16 protein-coding genes are annotated in these 18745 nt (G+C 70.9%); 14 read left to right on the forward strand and 2 right to left on the reverse strand.

The features are described from left to right. Nucleotides 1-42: 42 nt before the first annotated feature. From QRO03_RS15830 to QRO03_RS15895, 14 genes are all read left to right on the forward strand, one after another. Complete coding sequence (locus tag QRO03_RS15830) at nt 43-387, forward strand: DUF6507 family protein (protein ID WP_285138456.1); 345 nt, start codon at nt 43-45, stop codon at nt 385-387. Continuing rightward, nucleotides 387-3140, forward strand: a complete 2754-nt coding sequence (locus tag QRO03_RS15835) for a hypothetical protein (RefSeq protein WP_285138457.1) — start codon at nt 387-389, stop codon at nt 3138-3140. The genes QRO03_RS15830 and QRO03_RS15835 overlap by 1 nt, the downstream gene beginning before the upstream one ends. Nucleotides 3141-3154: 14 nt before the next feature. After that, complete coding sequence (locus QRO03_RS15840) at nt 3155-3622, forward strand: hypothetical protein (protein WP_285138458.1); 468 nt, start codon at nt 3155-3157, stop codon at nt 3620-3622. Nucleotides 3623-3627: 5 nt separating this feature from the next. Continuing rightward, complete coding sequence (locus QRO03_RS15845) at nt 3628-4476, forward strand: hypothetical protein (protein ID WP_285138459.1); 849 nt, start codon at nt 3628-3630, stop codon at nt 4474-4476. A gap of 371 nt (nt 4477-4847) precedes the next feature. Then, the gene (locus QRO03_RS15850; protein WP_285138460.1) at nt 4848-5219 is read left to right on the forward strand and encodes an Imm61 family immunity protein; all 372 of its coding nucleotides are present in this window, start codon (nt 4848-4850) and stop codon (nt 5217-5219) included. Next, nucleotides 5216-5707 carry a hypothetical protein gene (locus tag QRO03_RS15855; protein ID WP_285138461.1) on the forward strand — a complete coding sequence of 164 codons (492 nt, stop codon included), beginning with the start codon at nt 5216-5218 and terminating at the stop codon, nt 5705-5707. The genes QRO03_RS15850 and QRO03_RS15855 overlap by 4 nt, the downstream gene beginning before the upstream one ends. A 120-nt stretch (nt 5708-5827) precedes the next feature. Then, a complete protein-coding gene (locus QRO03_RS15860; protein ID WP_285138462.1) occupies nt 5828-6598 on the forward strand; it encodes an FHA domain-containing protein in 771 nt (256 codons plus the stop codon). Next, nucleotides 6595-7668, forward strand: coding sequence for a DUF6177 family protein (locus tag QRO03_RS15865; protein WP_285138463.1), 1074 nt, complete (start codon nt 6595-6597; stop codon nt 7666-7668). Before QRO03_RS15860 ends, QRO03_RS15865 begins: the two co-directional genes overlap by 4 nt. Next, nucleotides 7668-7925 carry a hypothetical protein gene (locus tag QRO03_RS15870; protein ID WP_055951860.1) on the forward strand — a complete coding sequence of 86 codons (258 nt, stop codon included), beginning with the start codon at nt 7668-7670 and terminating at the stop codon, nt 7923-7925. Before QRO03_RS15865 ends, QRO03_RS15870 begins: the two co-directional genes overlap by 1 nt. Further along, on the forward strand, nt 7922-9271 hold the full coding sequence (locus QRO03_RS15875; RefSeq protein ID WP_285138464.1) for a ubiquitin family protein: 1350 nt from the start codon (nt 7922-7924) through the stop codon (nt 9269-9271). Before QRO03_RS15870 ends, QRO03_RS15875 begins: the two co-directional genes overlap by 4 nt. Continuing rightward, nucleotides 9268-10062 carry a P-loop NTPase family protein gene (locus tag QRO03_RS15880; RefSeq protein WP_285138465.1) on the forward strand — a complete coding sequence of 265 codons (795 nt, stop codon included), beginning with the start codon at nt 9268-9270 and terminating at the stop codon, nt 10060-10062. The genes QRO03_RS15875 and QRO03_RS15880 overlap by 4 nt, the downstream gene beginning before the upstream one ends. Continuing rightward, complete coding sequence (gene eccCa, locus QRO03_RS15885) at nt 10059-14312, forward strand: type VII secretion protein EccCa (RefSeq protein WP_285138466.1); 4254 nt, start codon at nt 10059-10061, stop codon at nt 14310-14312. Before QRO03_RS15880 ends, eccCa begins: the two co-directional genes overlap by 4 nt. Further along, entirely contained in the window at nt 14299-14661 is a 363-nt protein-coding gene (locus tag QRO03_RS15890; protein ID WP_285138467.1) for a hypothetical protein, read from the forward strand. The genes eccCa and QRO03_RS15890 overlap by 14 nt, the downstream gene beginning before the upstream one ends. Nucleotides 14662-14821: 160 nt before the next feature. Next, complete coding sequence (locus QRO03_RS15895; RefSeq protein ID WP_285138468.1) at nt 14822-15994, forward strand: Fic family protein; 1173 nt, start codon at nt 14822-14824, stop codon at nt 15992-15994. Nucleotides 15995-16055: 61 nt separating this feature from the next. Here the strand turns inward: QRO03_RS15895 and QRO03_RS15900 are convergent, their stop codons facing one another. Together QRO03_RS15900 and QRO03_RS15905 are read right to left on the reverse strand one after the other, a co-directional pair. Continuing rightward, complete coding sequence (locus QRO03_RS15900; RefSeq protein WP_285138469.1) at nt 16056-17060, reverse strand: alpha/beta hydrolase; 1005 nt, start codon at nt 17058-17060, stop codon at nt 16056-16058. Nucleotides 17061-17314: 254 nt separating this feature from the next. Next, entirely contained in the window at nt 17315-18703 is a 1389-nt protein-coding gene (locus QRO03_RS15905) for a glycine--tRNA ligase (RefSeq protein ID WP_055951875.1), read from the reverse strand. Between the last annotated feature and the right edge of the window lie 42 nt (nt 18704-18745).

Below are 18745 nucleotides of genomic sequence, written 5' to 3' on the forward strand. Positions count from 1 at the left end.
TGAGCGACGCGCGCGCAGAAGAGAAGTGAAGGGGATCGGGCGATGACAGCGTGGCGAATTCAGCCGTCGGGCGTCGTATCCGTGCTGCAGGACGTCAACGTCGACGCCGAGGCACTCGGCACGGCGCTGAACGCGCTGAGCCCGGCTCTCGAGGGAGCGGTGACGGCGACGCAGTCGGGTGCGATCTCCGAGGCGGTGCAGGCGTACTTCGAGCAAGAGGAGGGCCCGCGCATCCAGGGGATGAGCACGCGCATCGGCGCGGCGGCCCAGGGTGTCGTGTCCGCCACCGAGGCGTACGTCGCCGGCGACATGGAGATGGCCGCCACCGCGCAATCCGCCGCCGTCGCCGCGGTGTACCCGCCGGCTCTTCCGAACGGGGTGATGTGATGCCCAGCCCCATCGATTACGAGAAGATCCCGGGCGCCGACATCCAGCCGGATGCCATCGAAGAGAACGCGCTCACGGTCGGCACCATTTCGGGCCAGGTGACGGAGCACGGCTCGAACGTGAACTTCACGTGGCAGGGCATGGCGGCGGTCTACGAAGCGCCCGAGTCGCCCACGCTGCTCGGGCTCATGGCCCCCGTGAGTTCGCAGGCGACGCAGGCCGGCGACAACCTCGCCGAGGTGTCGGCGGCGCTCGTCGCCTTCGCCGCCGACGTCCGTCCGATCAAGGCCGAGCTCGACGCATTGCGCGCCGACGCGAAGACGTTCGTGGACTCCATCCAGGGTGGTGTCCAGGTGCGCGAGATCAACCCGGCGTGGACGGCGGCGCAGTCGCCCTACGGCGGGGCGAGCGCCATGCCGACCTACCAGGGATCGTGGGGGTCGTCGACGACGACGCAAGCGGCCCCCGAGCAGTACCGCACGGTCACGAAGGAGTGGCACGAGTCGCAGGAGCACGTCGACCGCAACAACGAACTGCTCGCCGCCGTCAACGCGCAGCAGGTCAAGCTGTGGGAGGCCGAGCGCGCGTGCGCGAACCGCATCCGGGCGCTGTACGGCGCCGCCCCGCTGCGGGCCGCGCAGTCCGAAGACGACTCCCTCGGCTACGGCATCTCGGAGATCCCCGAGGGCACCGAGATGCCCTGGGGTGCCGAGGTCGAGCGCACCGAAGGCTGCGGCGAGGCGACCGTCAACTTCGTCTTCAAGGACTTCCTGTGGGAGGGCATCGCCGTCGGCGGCATCTGGGGCACGGTCGAGGGCCTCGGCACTCTCGTGCTCGGCTACAACCCGGCCACGGGTGACTTCTTCTCGGGCGAGGCGTACGGCGCCGCCTGGGGCAACCTCGGCATGCTGCTCTTCGCGGGCGCCGCGAACACCGGCATCCTCGCCCCCATCTTCCAGTCGGACTCCCTCATGCAGTCCATGGGGATGGACGGCTTCCTGCCCCAAGAGGTGCGCGACTTCAAGGCGCAGGCCGACGAGGCGGCGATCAACACCGGCAAGGCCCTCATCGCCTGGGACAAATGGCAGGACGACCCCGGCACCGCTCTCGGCGAGTCGGTCTTCAACGTCGGCACCGCGCTCATCCCCGTCGGCGGCGCGGCCGTCGCCGGTGTCAAGACCGCCTCGACCGCGGCATCCGTCGTGTCGAAGATGGCGCGGGTCGTCGACTTCGTCGATCCCGCCGCGCTCGCGATGAACGGCGCCATGCGGCTCGGTGGCGCGGGGCTGCACAGCCTCGACGGTCTCATCGGCCGGCTCGGCTCCGACGCCACCGACGGTTTCCACCTGAACACCCCCGACATGCCCTTCGTCGCCGACGACGCGTCCTCGGCGCTGAACGCGCTCGACACCGCCGGTGTCGACATGGGCACCGTCACGGCGCGCATCGACGACGGTGTGCCGGTGTACGAGTTCCCGCCGACCGCCGAGATCCCCTCGGGCCGTATCGAGATGCCCGCCGGTTCGTTCGACGGCGTCCGCGGCGGCGACGTGCCGGTGCGCGCAGAAGTCCCCGTCCGCACCGACGGCGGAGTGGATGCCACCGTCCCGGCGCCCGTGCGCGAGCCCGAACTCGTCACCGCCGGTGGCGTGCGCGGCGAGACCGGCCCCGGCCCGGTGAACTCGATCGTGGAGCATTCCCCCGTCCGTGCCGAGCCGGCCAGCTCGGGCGACGCGACGGTCGTGCGTAACCCCTCGACCGAGGCCGATCACCGAAGCGGCCACGATGGCGGGCAGCGAGGTTCGGAGACCGGGAGCGGCGGCGACGCAGGCCGCGGCGACGACGGTGCGGCCCGCGGCGGCCGCGGCGACGATAACGTGAGCAATAGCGGGTCCACCACCGGTGTCGGCGGCGACTCGGGGCGCGGCGACGAAGCGGTTGGGCCCGCGAACCGTGAGGATGGTTCGTCCAATGGCGGTGGCCAGCCGCCGGTGGACGACGTGCCGCGGATGCCCAACGGCGATCCTTTCCAGCCGCGCATGTCGCACGACCAGGTCGCGCAACTCCCGAGTGCTCAGTCCCCCTTGGACTCCGGCGCTGCGCGGCACGGCATGACCCCCGATGAACTCCACGACCTCATCCACGGTCGCCCGCTCGATTCGCTGACCCCGGAGCAGGCGCGGACCGTCCTCGACGTCCGCGAGGGCATTCCGCAGCCGCAGCCCGGCGAGATCATGCAGAAAATCCTCGGGCAGCAGGATGTCGACAATCTCCTCAACCGCGTCTACGGCGACACCGACACCGTGGGCGGGTTCATTGCGCGCGCGGCGGATGCCATGGACCTCTCGACGCCCGACGAGATCGCGCGGGGCTTCGGATTGGACTACGGTCCGGGCCGCACCGTCCCCGCCCAGTTCACGGCTCCGACGGGCGACACCTACGCGGTGCGCTTTACACTCCCCGACGACGTCGACCTGCGGGTGCCCTCGCTGGATGCCGGGGAACGGGCGGGGTATCTCTTCGACAACACCGGGCAGCCGTACTACCGCCCCGGCCGGATGGATCCGCTCGGCCCGGAGAACCCGTTTCTGGGCCACGGCTTCGTCGGCGACGGTGGCGTGCAGATCATTCCCGAGTACCACCTGCCGAGCCGCATCGAGATTGGTCCCGGTAGCGAGGTCTACAAGATCGCGCCCGCGGGTGAGGAGATTCCGTTCGCGGTGCTGACCAAACAGGGCTGGGTGAGCTTTTGACCGGACACTCGCTCGTGCGCGTCAGCGGAACCTGGGTCGAGACGGGGGACGGTTGGTTCGCCGCAACCCATCAGATCCGAGACGGCGAGACGGATCCGGAGATCTTCGTCTACGACCACGAGGGCACCCGGCATCGGCAGGTCTCCCCCGCGGACGTCCGCCGCATCCAAAGGGTCGACTCCGAGGGTCTCTACCAGGGGCATTGGATCCCGCTGGTGTCCACCTGGACAGCCGAGATGGGCCGCGTACGGATGTTCCTCGACCGCAACGACGACCGCTACCTCGCGATGCTGTTCTTCGACAGCGGACTCGAGCGCGACGCGATCGCCGCCCTCCCCCGAGCCGAGGTGCACGACGACCGTACGAGCAATGGAGGCATCTCTCTCCTCGTGCCCTTCGCGGAGCTCGCGGACTACCGCGAGGTGATGACCCCGATCGACGTACCCGGCCGTGTTCCCCGGCGCGACTCCTCGACAGAATGAATGCCATGGACATCTTCCAGAAGATCGTGACCCCGGGGCGTCTGCGCCTGTGGACTCAGGGCGACGAGCTACTGACCGGCTTCGTGGCGCGCCGGGCCGACACCGCGTGGGCGCAGACACCGTCCGAGATCCGCGACGCGCACGGCTATGCGACGTCCGACCCCTCGTTCGCGGGCAGCCCGTTCGTCGACGTCCTCCGCTTCGCGAGCGCCGACTCGCTGACCTTCGTCGCCGCGACGGGCGTGGGCGGGGAAGGGTTCATCGAGCCCGCCCCCTTCACCGGAACGGGATTCGTACCGACGGATAAGGGGATCGTGCCCCTGTGGTGGGTCGAGCCGACACGCGTCCCCCCAGGTTCGGAGTTGTGGCGTATCCATCCGGACGGTCGCGAGGAGTTCCTCTCCCTCTATGCGAACGTCGCCTCGGGCTGGCAGCCCGGGCATGGCCGGGCACTGCCATCCGACGTGTGCGGGCGATTCGCCCGGTGGAACGGCGGGGCGGTACTCGCGGACGTGTTGGAGAACGGACGCGTCGTGCTGGCGTCGTACGCCCGCACCGAGGATGCGAAGCTCACCGAGCGGGGCCTCTGGGCGTGGGTCGTCGACGCCACGCAGATCGAACAGCCCTACACGCTGAGGCTCACCGCTCGGTACAAAGATCTCCCGTTTCAGGTAGTGCGGCGATGGAACGACGGAGACCGCGTGGTCGCCCGTCTCGTCTATCTGGGGCGAGACGCCACCCGGGCCGGGCAGGCAGGCCTGGAACGGACAGACGCCGGTGTCTACGAGGTCACGGCCGCCCTGGAAGAACTCACCGACGTCCGCGGCGAGGAACTCGCACCGAGCCGGGTGTGAACGCGCCGATTTCCGTGGCACTGGCTCGACGGGAACGGCAGGTGAAAGGCGATTGGTCGGTGTCCAACCAGGCTCGGCTAGCGGGCTCTCCGAAGATCAGACGGCGTAGGAAGTCGAATGGGCTTATCGCGTTTCTCATCACGACTTCGTCTATCTGCAGGAGGTTGACGGTGGCTGGATCGCTGTCCGCTCGTTCAATGGACCAACTGGCGCGAGATCGTGTCTTGGAACTGCGTCGCCGCGGCGATGCTCTCATCATCCCGAAGCGAGGTCGAAGATGATCGAAGAGGTTGGTGCGCGCGAGATCGTTTGCGAAGCGCTCCGCGGGGCCGAGGAGCACGGCATGCCCCGTCGATGAGGTGACCCCGAGAGTGAGTTTCGACATTTCGGGCTGGCGCGTGGACAAGAGCTGGCGGGGGGTCGACCGTGAGCTCGTGTTGAAGGCGAACAACGACGCCGATGTCGCCCGGTACGTCCCTGCTCTCTTCGGGAATGACATCCGACGGGCTCACGGCCTCGGTCGCGCAGTCCGCAAGGTCGTGCTCTCAGACGACGGCGTCGCCCAGCCCGGCGGGGGTTTCTCCCTCACCGAGAAGAGCGGCGACGGATATCGCCTGTCCCGCGGCCGAGACGGTGCTCAGTGGTTCTTCGCGAGCGACCTCGGGGCCGCACGCTTCAGCACCGTCGCCGATATCCCTCTCGCGCACATCCGCGACGCGATCAGAGGAACGACCAGACCATGACGACCGATCCGATCCTGTCCGCTGCCATCACCGCCTACCTCGGATGGCCGAAGGCTCACACGCCGACTGCCGACCGGCGGGCGGTCCTCGAGGTGGCGAAGGGGGTGGCGACGGACGCGGCGAGACTCGTCGCCGATGTCGAGGGCGTCATCGCGGCATCCGATGGTCTCCCCGTCACCGACCTGACCGATCAGCCGGACGGCGGCGCGGCGGCGTGCAAGGGCGACTCGGCGGCGTGCGCCCGGATCTTTCACCGGATGCCATCCACGCTTTGGCCTCGCGCTGGTTCTTCCATCTGCGGTGGCTCGTCGACGACGGACGAGGTGCTCGTCGATGTCGACGAGTGGGTCGCCGACACCCGTGGAGTGCTTGATCGCGCGATCCGCTTCCCGCTGGAGTCCGACCTCGAGGAGATCTCGCAGGATGCCGCCCATGACGTCTTCCAGATGGCGGCGACGCGCACCTCCGCACCGCTGCGTCGTCGGTGAGCGCAGAGACGTGCTGATGAGTGAGCGATTCTGCCGCTCGGCGCGTTATCCACGCAAGGGATGCCGCAACTCGGCGGCTTCGGGGCGACCCGCATAGGGTGGAAGGCTGAGGAGGCGCCGATGACGAACGTGCAGGAAAACCCACGTCTTGCCGACGTGGACCCCTTCGTCTCCTCCGAGCGCGCCCTGCCGGGCAAGATCGCCGGAGCCGTGGCCCTCGACGTGGTCATGCCCCTGGCTCTCCTCGCCGCCGGAGTCGTCGTCATCTCGATGCGACAGCCCGCGCTCGGATGGTTCGTCATCGTCATCGCGGTCGGGCTCCTCGCCGTTGCAGGCTGGCTGCTCGGCCGCACCGGGCGCACCCTCGGCGCGTCGACGGTCGACGCGCGGATCGTCCACCGTGCGACCGGGGCAGCCGCGGGTGGCTCGGCGCTGTGGGCCCTGGCATCCGGCAAGCTCGCGATGTTCGATCTGCGGCGCGGACGCGACCCCTTCGCGCCGGCGATCGCGCCCTTCCGGTTCCCCGATGCCGCCCCCGCCGCACCGGGCCGGTCACGGCGCGGGACCGCGCCGACGCTGCTGCTCGACTCCGGCGAACGCCTGCCCCTCGACACCGCCCTCATCCTGGGGCGCGCTCCCTCGGCCCCGGCCGATGCGCCCGCCGAGGTGTACCGCTGGGCCGACATGTCGCGCACGCTGTCGAAGTCGCACGTGCGCCTGGAGTGGGACGGCCGGCAGGTGTGGGTCATCGACCTGGGCTCGACCAACGGCACGTTCGTCCGCGGCGACGGATCGTCCACTCCGCTCCTCCCCCACCAACGCACCCCTGTGCCCACCGGTGTCGTCCTCGAGATCGGCGACCGTACCCTGACCGTTCGGGATGCCGCATGACCACTGTCGACCACCCCCTCGTCGATGCCGCCGGCCCCGGTTGGGCCGGCACCGAGACGCGCGTGCCGATCATCGCCCTCACCACCGCGATGAGCGACTGGCTGCACAAGACGGCCACCCAGGGCCTGCGCCCGGTCATCGTCTCGGGCGAGCACGCGCGTATGACGCAACCGCTGGCCCAGGTGCTCTCGGCGGTGCAGGGTCACTGGGTCGTCCGCGCCCGCGACGACGGCTTCTACGACGCCCGCACGGGCGTGCGCCTCGACGCTCCGGCCGACGCCCTCACCGCCGGGACCCCGACGCCCGAGAACGTGCACCCCCTGTTCGTGCGGGCGCAGGTGGCATCCACTCTCCAGGTCGTGGCGACGGTGTCGACACGCCACCGCGTGACCCGCCCGGTGCGGTTGGGCGGGGTCGCCGAGGCGGCCGTCGCGCTGTTCACCGACGCGGAACCGGCCGCGTGGGGTGCCGTCGAACCCCTGCTCGCGCCCTGGGACCGCGACGACCTCACCGAGCGATCCCGACGCCGTGTCCCGCTCGACAGCCACTGGACGGCCGTCGGCGGCGGCGAGCGCGCCGTCATCGCGACGATGCAGACCGCCCGCACCGGTCAGGGGCTCGAAGAGACCACGCGCGTGTGGGCCGCGGTGCCGGGCGTCGGGCGCGAAGCGGGGACGGCGGCCACCGCCGAGGCGCGGGAACTGCTGGCGCGGGCGGCGACTGTGGGCCTGCCCCTCATCGGCGTGGCCTTCGCCGCCATCGGCGCCCCCGATCTCGCTCGTCGCGCGACCGCGGCCCCGCATCCAGAGCCCCTCGCGCTCCTGATCGGCCCGGTGGGCGTGCGGGCGCTGGGGATCGACGCGAAGCGCTGGATCGACGACGTCGGCGGCACGATCGTCGGCAGCCCCCGGCTGCCGGGGGTGCTGCTGCCGCTCGGGTCCGTCGACGGCGGCGGTTGGACGCGCCTCGACGAGGTGCTGGCAACGGTGGATCCCACGCGGCTCGCCGACCTTCTCGATCTCGCTCCCCACGTGCGCGCGCAGCTCGTCGCGCGGGAAGGAGCCCGCTGATGCCCGACCAGCGCGACACGGTGCTCATCGAGCAGGCCAAGATCCAGCGGATGCGCTTGGGCGCCGCCCTCGTCTACGGCCACATCGGCGAGCGGCGCACCGTCAACGACCACATGAAGCGGCTGATGGGATCCATCGTGGTCGCCGCGATCGCGTGCGCCGCGTGCGTGGGCGTCTCCTTCGTGTCGCAGCTGCTCACCGAGCGCGCGCAGACGAGCACCTCGATCCAGACCCCGACCGGAGCCGTCACCCCGTGAGCATCTACACCCGCCTGACCGTCTCCGGCTCGGAGCGTCGAGCCGAGGTCGTCGTCCCCAGCGGCGAGCCCGTCGGCGCCGCGCTGCCGCGCCTGCTCGACCTGCTCGGCGAGACCGCCGGCACCGTCGAGCGGCCACTCGCCGTCATCGCGCCCGACGGCGAGCAGATCGACATCGCCCTGACGCCCCACCAGCTGGATCTCGTCGACGGCACCCTCGTGCGCCTCGTGCGCCTGGACGCCGCGCCGCCCCCGCCCGTGGTGATCGACGTGACCGACGCCGCGGCCGATGCGCACGACGCCCGTCCCGACCGGTGGGACGACCGGGCTCGAACCGTCGCGGGGGGAACGGGGATCGCCGTGGCCTTCGCCGTCGCGGGCCTGTTGTCGCCGTGGCCGTCGCCGACCGTCGCCGCGTTCGCCTCGCTCGTCGCGGCCGTCGTGCTGGTGGCCGTGTCCACCGGCGTCGGTCTCGGCGGGCTCCACCGTCTGTCGACGTGCGTGTCGGCCGCGGCAGCCGGTCTCGCGCTGCCCGCGGGAACCGCGACGACGTCGGCACTGACCTCCCACGGGTTCATCGGGGCCGCCCCCCTCGTGGGAGGGATCGCCGCGGCCCTCGCGACGGGGTTCACCGTCGCCCTCCTCGGTGCCGGCGTCGCGCACCGCCGTCGCGGCGCAGCATCCGGCGGAGCGCTGGGCGCGGTGCTGTCGTCCGTGCTGCTCGGGCTCGTCCTCGGCGGGGTGGATGCCGTTGCGGCCGCGGCCGTCACGGGCGTCATCGCCGCATTCGCCACCGGTCCGCTGCCCTGGATCGCCCTGTCGGCCGCCGGGCTCACCGACCTCGACCAGCGCGCCGCAGACGGCGCCCCGCCGGCCCGCCCCCGCGCCTTCGCCGCGATCGACGAGGCCTATGCCGCGCTCACGTGGAGCGTGGGGGCCGTGGCATCCGTCCTCGGGGTCACCGGCGTCGTGCTCGCGTTCTCGGGCACGGTCTGGACCGAATTGCTCGCGCTGGCGTTCTTCCTCGTCGCCGCACTCCGCACGCGCGCGTTCCCCCTGCGTCGGCAGGGCTGGCTGCTGTGGACGGCCGCGGGCGCGATCGCCGCAGCGGGTCTGACGGTGCTGCTCTCGGGCGACCTCGGTTGGGTCGGCGCGGGTGCGGCGATCGTCTTGGCCGCCCTCATCGCGACGATGGTGCTGGTCCGACCCCGTCCGCACGTGCGGGCGCGGTTGCGCGGCCTGGGCAATGTCGTCGAGACCCTCGCCGTCGTCTCGCTGGTGCCGCTGCTCGTGGGGGCGCTCGGGGTGTACGCCGATCTGCTCGGCATGTTCGGCGGACGTTCGTGAGCGTGCTCGACCTGCGCGCGGTGTCGACCGCCGTGTTCGGCAGCGGTGCCGACGGCCGCGTCCGGCTGACGCAGTGGGATGCCGCGATCCGCGGTGGCCTGTCGACGACGCGCCGGGTGGGCGTCGTGTCGCTGTCACCGGGCGCCGGCACCAGCACCGTCGCCCACCAGCTCACGCTCGCGATCGCGGGGCGCCGCAGCGAGCCGGTGCTCGCCGTCGACGTCTCGACCGGGGCCGCGGGTCTCGCCGGGCGCCTGGGTGCGAGCCCGGTCGCCCCCGATGAGACGCGAGCCGCCGCGCGCACCACCGCGGAGGCCCTCAGCGGTCTCGCCGAGCGCGATGGCGTCGTGGCGCTCCGACCTCGCGACACCGCAGACGCGGTGGGCGCGTGGCTCGGCGAAGCGGCGCCCATCGCCCGCTTCTTCGACGTCGCGGTCACCGATTTCGGAACGCGGCATCCGGTGGTCGATCTCGCCGCGTGCGCGGCGCTGTGCGACGTCGTCTGCCTCGTGAGCGACGCTCGTCGAGCTTCGGCGGAGCATGCCCGGTCGGTCGTCGACGCCGTGCGCGCTCTGCCCGAATCGCCGGTGGTCGCCCTCGCGCTGGTCGATCACGCACGCGAGGGCGACGGCGTCGCCCGGGCGATCGCCACCGGAACCGACCACGCCGTGCTGCCGCTCCCGTTCGATGCCGGACTCGCAGCGGGCGGGCGGGCGCGCCGCTCGGCCACGCACCTCGCGATCCTCCGCCTCGCGGCCGCCGTGGTGGGGGCGACGGGGAGGCCCTCGTGACCGTCCGCATCGTCCATCGCCCGGCCCGCATCAGCGAGGCCCTCGAGCCCGCCCCCGACGTCGTCCTCGCCCCGCCGCCGCCGATCGGCGAGGGCAATACCGGGTTCCCGCTCCAGTCGCTTCTTCCGATCGTCGGCAGCCTGTCGTCGATCACGATGATCGTGCTGCTGCGCAACAACCCGATCATGGTCGTGGTCGGCGCCGTCATCCTCGTGGTCGCGCTCGTCGGCGGCCTCGGCATGGCGCTCACCCAGCGCGGGAACGCCGCCCGCCAGCGCCGCGTACAACGCGAGCGCTACCTCGACTACCTCGAGGAGACACGCGAAGACGTACGCCGCACCGCCGACGCCCAGCGCCGCAGAGCCCTTGCGCTGCACCCCGCCCCCGGCACGCTCGTCGAGATCGCAGCCGACCCGGCCCGCCGCTGGGAGCGACGTCCGGGCGACGCCGACTTCCTGCGCGCGCGAATCGGCACCGGCGACCTGCGGGCCGTCGACGTCGCGCTCCCGCCCGAGCAGAATCCCGTGCAACCCTTCGACCCCGTGATGCGCGAGTCGGCCGAGCGGATGGTGCGCCTGGCGGGCGTCTCCCAGGGGATGCCGGCGACGGTCGACCTCGAACGCGGCGGACAGGTCTCGCTCGTCGGCGCGCGCAGCGACACCCTTCCCATCGCCCGCGCCCTCGCCGCGCAGATCGCCGCGTTCCACTCCCCCGACGACGTCCACGTCGCCCTCGCCGTGGCTCCCGCGCAGCGCGACGACTGGCACGGGTTCGACCTCCTCCCCCACGTGACGGGCGACACACCCCCCGCCGGAGCCGTCACGGCCCGGCGGATCGCACCGAGCCTCGACGAGCTGCTGTCGCTGCTGCGCGACGAGCTCCGCGACCGCGTCGCCACCGCCGCCGCCTCCCGGCGCGCGGGTCGGCGCACCAAACCCGGCCGCCTCGTGGTCTTCGTCGACGAGGCCGACCATGCGGCGTCCCCCGTCCCCCGCCTCGACGCCGCCCTGGATCTCACCGCGCTCGGCGTCACGGTGGTGCACCTCGTCGACGACCGACTCAAGGAGCCGACCACGGTCGCCGCCCGCGTCACCGTCGACGACGGTGTCGCCACCATCGAGACGCCCGGGTCGGGGGAGGCAGCCGTCGGCGGCATCCGGATCGATGCGTTCACCCCCGCCGCCCTCGAGATCGTCGCTCGTCCCCTCGCGGGGCTGCGCCTTCGCCGCACGTCGGCCGAAGACACCGGCACCGCCCTCGCCCCCGACGTGACGCAGCTGATCGGCGTGGCCGACGTGGACGCCATCGACACCGCCGCCGCCTGGCGCACCCGGAGCGCTGCGGAGTTCCTCCGCGTGCCGATCGGCGTCGACGACCGCGGCGGGCCGGTGCTGCTCGACCTGAAGGAATCGGCGCAGCTCGGCATGGGTCCTCACGGCATCTGCATCGGCGCGACCGGCTCGGGCAAGAGCGAGCTGCTGCGCACGCTCATCCTGGGTCTCGCGCTGACGCACGCGCCCGACGACCTCAGCATGATCCTCGTCGATTACAAGGGCGGCGCAGCGTTCGCCCCGTTCGCGCGACTCCCGCACGTCGCCGGCATCATCGACAACCTCGCCGACGATCCGCAGCTCACCGAGCGCGCCCGCGCCAGCATCCAGGGCGAGGTCGTCCGTCGACAGCGCCTGCTGAAGGATGCCGGCAACGCGGCATCCATCGGTCACTACCGGCAGCTGCGGCGTGACCGCCCGGAACTGCCTGCCCTGCCGCACCTGTTCCTCGTCATCGACGAGTTCGGCGAGCTGCTCACCGCCGAGCCCGACTTCGTCGAACTCCTGCTCACCATCGGGCGCATCGGCCGCTCGATCGGGGTGCACCTGCTGCTGTCGAGCCAGCGCATCGAGGCCGGACGACTGCGCGGGCTCGACACGTACCTCTCCTACCGCATCGGTCTCCGCACGTTCTCGGAATCGGAGTCGGCCGTCGTCCTCGACACCCCCGACGCGTTCCACCTCCCTGCGATCCCCGGCTTCGGCTACCTCAAGGTCGACACGTCGGTCTACACGCGGTTCCGCGCCGGCTACGTCTCGGGCCCCGTCCCCGACCCCGTCGAGTCGGGCCCCCGCCATGACGACGCGCCTCCCGTGCTCCCCCTGGGCGCCTACGACCTCCCCGACGAGACCCCCGACGACGAACACCTCGACAGCTCCCAACCCGAGACGCCGACCACCGGTCGTACCCTCGTGCAGGCGGCGACCTCGCAGCTGGCGCGCGGAATCTCCCGCACCCGGCCGGTGTGGCTGCCCCCATTGCCGCCCGTGCTGACGCTCGGCGGAGTGCTGCCGCAGGCCGACGGCGCCGGCACTCTGCGCGCGCCGATGGGCCTGCTCGACGATCCGTCGACGCAGACGCAGGGGCCGTGGATGCTCGACCTCACGCGCTCGGGCGGACACGTCTCGATCACCGGCGCCCCCCAGTCGGGGCGCTCGATGTTCTTGCGCACCCTCGCCGCATCACTGGCCTTCACGCACTCGCCGCGTCAGGTCAGCATCTACGGAATGGACCTCACCGGCGGCGGACTCGCGCGCATCGAGCCGTTCCCGCACGTGGGAGGTGTCGCCACCCGGGGCAACCGGGAGCGGCTCACGCGCCTGCTCGAAGAGCTCACGGGCATGCTCGCCGTGCGAGAGCGCGTGTTCCGCGACCACGGCCTCGACTCCCTCGCCGACATGCGCCGCCAGCACGCGGCCGGGCGCCTCCCCGACCTTCCGAGCGCCGATGTCGTGCTGCTCGTCGACGGCCTCGGGGCGCTGCGGCAGGACTTCGAAGACCTCGAGACGCCGCTCGGCCAGCTGCTCGAGCGCGGCGGGAGCTTCGGCATCCACGTCGTCGTCGCCCTGTCGCGCTGGAACGAACTGCGCATGAACCTGCAGGGACTCATCGGCACGCGTCTCGAACTCAAGCTCAACGACCCGGCCGACTCGCAGATCGCCCGGAAGCTCTCCACGACGCTTCGCGCCGACGAGCCGGGCCGTGTGCTGACCGATGCGAAACTGTTCGCCCAGGTCGCGCTGCCCCTGCTCGAAGAGGTGGATGACGGCGACACCGGAGAAGCCCTCGAGCAGCTCGCCCGTGAGAGCGCGGCGCGATGGGGCGGTCAGGGGGCGGCGCCGATCCGTCTGCTGCCCGAGGTGCTGGATCCGACCGACCTGCCCGACGCGATCGACGAACCGGATGCCGTACCCCTCGGCCTCCGGCAGGACACGATGCAGCCCGTCACCCTCGACATCGCCACGCGCGACCCGCACCTGCTCGTGCTCGGCGACAGCCGGTGCGGCAAGACGACGGTGCTCCGGGGCATCGTGCAGGGAGCGATCGATCGGCACTCGCCGGAAGACCTCGTCGTCGCCCTCATGGACGCCCGCGGTGACCTGGCATCCGAGATCCCCGACGCCTACCTCGGCGGGCACGCCACCTCCGGCCGGCAGGCGCGGCTGCTGGCGGAGTCGATCGCGGTCGAGCTCGAGAAGCGGCAGAGCGACCGCGACTCGGGCCCGCGCATCCTCGTGGTCGCCGACGACTTCGACATCCTCGCCGCGGGCGGCACGGAGCCGCTTCGGCCCCTGCTGCCCTACCTGGCGTCGGCGCGCGATCTGCGGCTGAACGTGGTCGTGAGCCGCCCGGTGGCCGGTGCCTCGCGGGCGATGTTCGATCTGGCGCTCCAGGGCATCCGCGACACCGGCGGCACGACCCTCATCATGTCGGGCGACCGCTCCGAAGGGGCGCTGCTGCCGAAGCTGTATGCGGAGCCGATGATCGCCGGCCGTGGTCGGCTCGCCCGCCGCGGCGACCGGCCGACACTGGTGCAGGTCGCGAACTTCGCCGCCGGCGAGGTGGAAGGCGACCTGCCGGCCGACCGGGGCGCCGCGTCGATGGATGCCACGGCCCCGGCAGTCGATACCACCGCGCTCGGCATCCCCACCCCGGGCTTCGACACCACCGCGCCCGGCATCACTGCCCCGCCCCGCGACACCACCTCCCCCGGCATCCCCACCCCGGTTGTCGACACCACCGCGCCCGGCAACACGACCCCGCCCCGCGACACCACCTCCCCCGGCATCCCCACCCCGGTTGTCGACACCGCCGCGCCCGGCAACACGACCCCGCCCGGCCACCCCACCGCGCCCTCGACGATCGACGGCGAGCAGCCGCCCCTGACCCGACGACGGAGGAACCGTGCCCCGCAGTAGTGTCGCGTTCACGCGCGAGCCCATCGACATCGCGGCGCTGGCGGAGGCCGTGTCGGCGGTGCTCACGCCCGAGGAGCTGGCGGCGACGCCCATCGAGGTGCGCCCGCTCGACGACGGCGCGGCCGCGCAGGTCGTGATGCTCGACCGGGTCGTGCTCACGGTGCTGCGTCCGCGGCTCCTGCCGTCACCGGCGGAGGTCGCCCGCGTCTACGGTGCCGTCGAGCGACCGGCCGATGCGGGTTGGTCGACCGACTGCTACACGACGTGGGAGCCCGAGGGCGTCATCGGTGTGCGCCTGGTCGAGGCCGCGGCCGCCGCCCGGGGCGGCACGGCGGTGCACCTGGGCTGACCACCGTCTCTCGAACCGCTCGCGCCCCTGCCGGTGACGTGAAATGAACGCTCCCACGCAACGGTGTCTTCGTAGGAAGGTTGGCGTCACGCTCCAACCGGAATGGTGTCCTCCCTCCCACGCTCCAAGTCCAAAGCCTCTTCTGTTGTAGTTTTGATACGTGGATGCCAATCGGTTTGCAGAGTCGGTGTTCGGACGAGCGACGCGAGAGCCGGGCAAGAAGGACGCTTTCGTCTACTACTTGCCGAATCCCCTCCCTCGCCAGCTCGACTTGACGAGCACCGTCGTCGCATCTCTATCGGAGGCGGATGCGGCGCTCGGACACCTGCAAGGCCTCGGCATGCTCATCACCGATCCGACCCTGTTGATTGGTCCCTACCTGCGCCGCGAAGCCCTCGCCAGCTCCCGCATAGAAGGCACGCAAGCGTCGCTCTCGGACGTCTTTCAAGCGGAGGTGGACGCCGACGCTCGCAATGACGACACCGCCGAAGTTCATCGGTACCTACAGGCGACGAAGCAGGCGTATGAGCTGGCCACCACCCTCCCCCTCACGCAGCGGCTCATCCTGCAGGTACACGAGACCCTCCTGACCGGAGTGCGAGGCGAGGAGAAGTCGCCGGGAGAGTTTCGCCGTTCTCCGGTGTGGGTGGGACGCGCGGGAGCGACGCCGGACAGTGCCACCTTCGTTCCTCCCTTACCCCAGCACCTCGGGGAGCTCCTCGCCGACTGGGAGCGATTCGTCAACGACGACGGCCGCGCACTACCAGCGCTCATCCAGGCGGCGCTCATGCACTACCAGTTCGAGACGATCCACCCGTTCCTGGACGGCAACGGTCGGATCGGGCGTCTTCTCATCAACCTCCTCCTGATGGATCGAAAGCGTCTCCCCCTTCCCCTCCTGTATCTCTCGAACTACTTCGAGACTCATCGCGAGGAGTACTACGAACGACTGCACGCAGTGCGCGAGGAGGCGGACATCGAGGGGTGGTTTGTTTTCTTCCTCGATGCGGTGAGGGCGCAGGCAGACGACGCCGTCGCACGCTCTCGCCGTCTCATCTCCATCCGCGAGGCCTACCATGCGGACGCAATCAAGGAGCGCTCAAGCTTGCCGCGACTCGTCGACATCATCGTCCGCAACCCCTTCGTCACAGTCAAGTCCGTCCAGGACGGCCTGGACCTCACGAACCAAGGAGCTCGCAACCTCATCAAGAACGCGGAGACTCGAGGCTGGCTCCGCTCTCTCGGCACCCACGGTCGCGGAGGGCGCGAGCGATGGTATGCGCCCGCGATCTTCGAGGTGATCGAGATGCCGATGCGCTACGACGACAAGTGACCGGATGCCACGGTCGCCAGGCCGCGGCATCCAGTCGTGAAGACTCGGCTCAGACCCCGCTCTATACCGTGAGCGGCGCCACCTTCGCCAGGAACGTCAACGTCTCGGCCAACGCCTGCTGCGCCTCGGGACGGTCGAGGTGGAACTGGTACTCGTGCGGCAGCGCGGGGGTGTGATCCGCCGGCCAGAACAGCGTGGTCACGTCGACGTCGAGCTGCCGGAGCCGTTGCGCCATCGGGATCCCCTGCAACCAGGTCAGCCCGTCTCCGTTCCCGCCGCTGATGTAGGTCGGAGGGAATCCGGATGCCACGAACTCGATGGTCGACATCGTCGCGCCGGCACTCTCGACCGACCAGTCCTTGGTGCCGGTGTACGCCCACAGCGACGACGAGAACCCCCACCCGATCAGCCCGTTGAGGTCGTCCATCGACCGGAGGTCGTAGATGCCGCAGTTCAGCACGACCCCGACGATCTGCCGCGCCGAGAGCGCCGGTGTCAGGTCGAGCAGGTCGGCGTACTCGCTGTCGGTGGTGAGCGCGGCCACCTGGCTGGCGAGCTGCGCCCCCGCCGAGTCCCCCGCCAGGACGATCCGATCCGGGTCGACGGACAGGTCGTCGGCGTGCGCGTCGATGTAGGTCAGGGCGTCGTTGATCTGGCGCACCGCCGTCGGATAGACCTGCTCGGGGCCGAGGCTGTAGTTCAGCCCGATCGCGGTATAGCCGTGGGAGGCGAGGATGCGCAGGTAGGGGTCGACGTTCGCAGACGAGCCCGACACCCAGGCTCCCCCGTGGATCCAGATGACGACCGGGCGCCGCTCCCCCTCGTCGGCCGTGGTGAACAGGTCGAGAGTCGTGTCGTCGGCCCCCGCACCGTCCTGCGCGTCGCCGTAGGACACGCCGAGCTCGGTGCGCAGCGGCGTGTCGGGGACGTACCGCTGCATCTCGGCGACGGTCTCGGCACCGTTCTTCTCGAAGACCGCCCGCACGATCATCGCCGACGGCCACGGGGTGAGGGCGAAGACCGCGGAGACCACGAGCGCGACGCCCACGATGATCGCCGCGGACACGGCGAGACGCGGTCGCCTCCGCCGCCTCGTCGGGTGCTCGGCATCCCGCTGCGGCGTCATCGCTGCTCCCATGGCTCTCCCCCCGGCTCAGTGTGGCAGGCGCGGCGGGACGCCGCGCGTTCCGCCGCCCGCCGACCACGGGAACGACGGATGCGGCAGGCGCGGTGGCGACGCCGTGGGCCCGCACCCCGCCGCCCGCGGGAACGACGGATGCCGCCACCCTCGGGCGACGGCATCCGGTCGTTGGTGGGCGGTCAGGCTCCGCGCAGGCGCTCCGCGAGGTAGCCGTGCAGGGCGTCGAGCCCGATGCGCTCCTGGCCCATCGTGTCGCGATCGCGGACGGTCACGGCATTGTCGTCGAGGGAGTCGAAGTCGACGGTGACGCAGAACGGGGTGCCGATCTCGTCCTGACGACGGTACCGACGGCCGATGGCGCCGGCGTCGTCGAAGTCGATGTTCCACCCCGCCGCGCGGAGCGTGTCGGCGACCTCGCGCGCCAACGGAGAAAGGCGCTCGTTGCGCGACAGCGGCAGCACGGCGACCTTTACGGGCGCGAGACGCGGGTCGAGCTTGAGCACGGTGCGGGTGTCGGTGCCGCCCTTGGCGTTGGGCACCTCTTCTTCGCGGTAGGCGTCGACGAGGAAGGCCATCATCGCGCGGGTCAGACCGAACGAGGGCTCGATGACGTAGGGCGTGTACTTCTCACCCGACGCCTGATCGAAGAACGTGAGCGACTGGCCGGATGCCTCGGAGTGGCTCTTGAGGTCGTAATCGGTGCGGTTGGCGACGCCCATGAGCTCGCCCCACTCCTTGCCCGGGAAGCCGAAACGGTACTCCACGTCGATGGTGCCGGCGGAGTAGTGCGCGCGGTCGTCCTCGGGCACGTCGAAGCGCTTCATGTTGTCGGCGTCGATGCCGAGTTCGATGAACCAGTTCCAGCACGCCTCGACCCAGTGCTCGAACCACTCGTTCGCCTCGGCGGGCGGGGTGAAGTACTCGATCTCCATCTGCTCGAACTCGCGCGTGCGGAAGATGAAGTTTCCGGGCGTGATCTCGTTGCGGAACGCCTTGCCGACCTGGCCCACGCCGAATGGGGGCTTGCGACGGGATGCCGTGAGCACGTTCGAGAAGTTCACGAAGATGCCCTGCGCGGTCTCGGGGCGCAGGAAGTGCAGGCCCGACTCGTCGTCGACGACGCCGAGGTAGGTCTTGACCAGGCCCGAGAAGGACTTGGGCTCGGTGTACTGGCCCTTGGTCCCGCAGTTGGGGCAGGGTACGTCGGCGAGACCGTTCTCGGCCTTCCGGTTCTTCCGCGCCTCGAAGTCCTCGATGAGGTTGTCGGCGCGGAAACGCTTGTGGCAGCTGAGGCACTCCACGAGCGGGTCGGTGAAGGTGGCGACGTGACCCGAGGCCTCCCACACGCGCTTGGGAAGGATGATGCTCGAGTCGAGGCCGACCATGTCGCCGCGACCACGGACGAACGTCTGCCACCACTGGCGGCGGATGTTCTCTTTCAGCTCCGTGCCGAGGGGGCCGTAGTCCCATGCCGAGCGCGAACCGCCGTAGATCTCACCGGCCTGGAACACGAACCCGCGGTGGCGGGCGAGGGCGATGACCTTGTCGAGGCGGGACTGTTCGGCCACGGTGGCTCCAATGGTCGGAAAAAGTGTGGGGATCGTGCGCGA

It is taken from the genome of Microbacterium sp. lyk4-40-TSB-66 (assembly GCF_030209475.1).
GTDB lineage: Bacteria > Actinomycetota > Actinomycetes > Actinomycetales > Microbacteriaceae > Microbacterium.

Excerpts from the sequence above, each read along its gene's own strand:
- QRO03_RS15865 (WP_285138463.1), top strand. The coding sequence starts at position 6,595 with ATGACCACTGTCGACCACCCCCTCGTCGATGCCGCCGGCCCCGGTTGG.
- QRO03_RS15860 (WP_285138462.1), top strand. The coding sequence starts at position 5,828 with ATGACGAACGTGCAGGAAAACCCACGTCTTGCCGACGTGGACCCCTTC.
- QRO03_RS15835 (WP_285138457.1), top strand. The coding sequence starts at position 387 with ATGCCCAGCCCCATCGATTACGAGAAGATCCCGGGCGCCGACATCCAG.
- QRO03_RS15855 (WP_285138461.1), top strand. The coding sequence starts at position 5,216 with ATGACGACCGATCCGATCCTGTCCGCTGCCATCACCGCCTACCTCGGA.
- QRO03_RS15830 (WP_285138456.1), top strand. The coding sequence starts at position 43 with ATGACAGCGTGGCGAATTCAGCCGTCGGGCGTCGTATCCGTGCTGCAG.
- QRO03_RS15845 (WP_285138459.1), top strand. The coding sequence starts at position 3,628 with ATGGACATCTTCCAGAAGATCGTGACCCCGGGGCGTCTGCGCCTGTGG.
- QRO03_RS15870 (WP_055951860.1), top strand. The coding sequence starts at position 7,668 with ATGCCCGACCAGCGCGACACGGTGCTCATCGAGCAGGCCAAGATCCAG.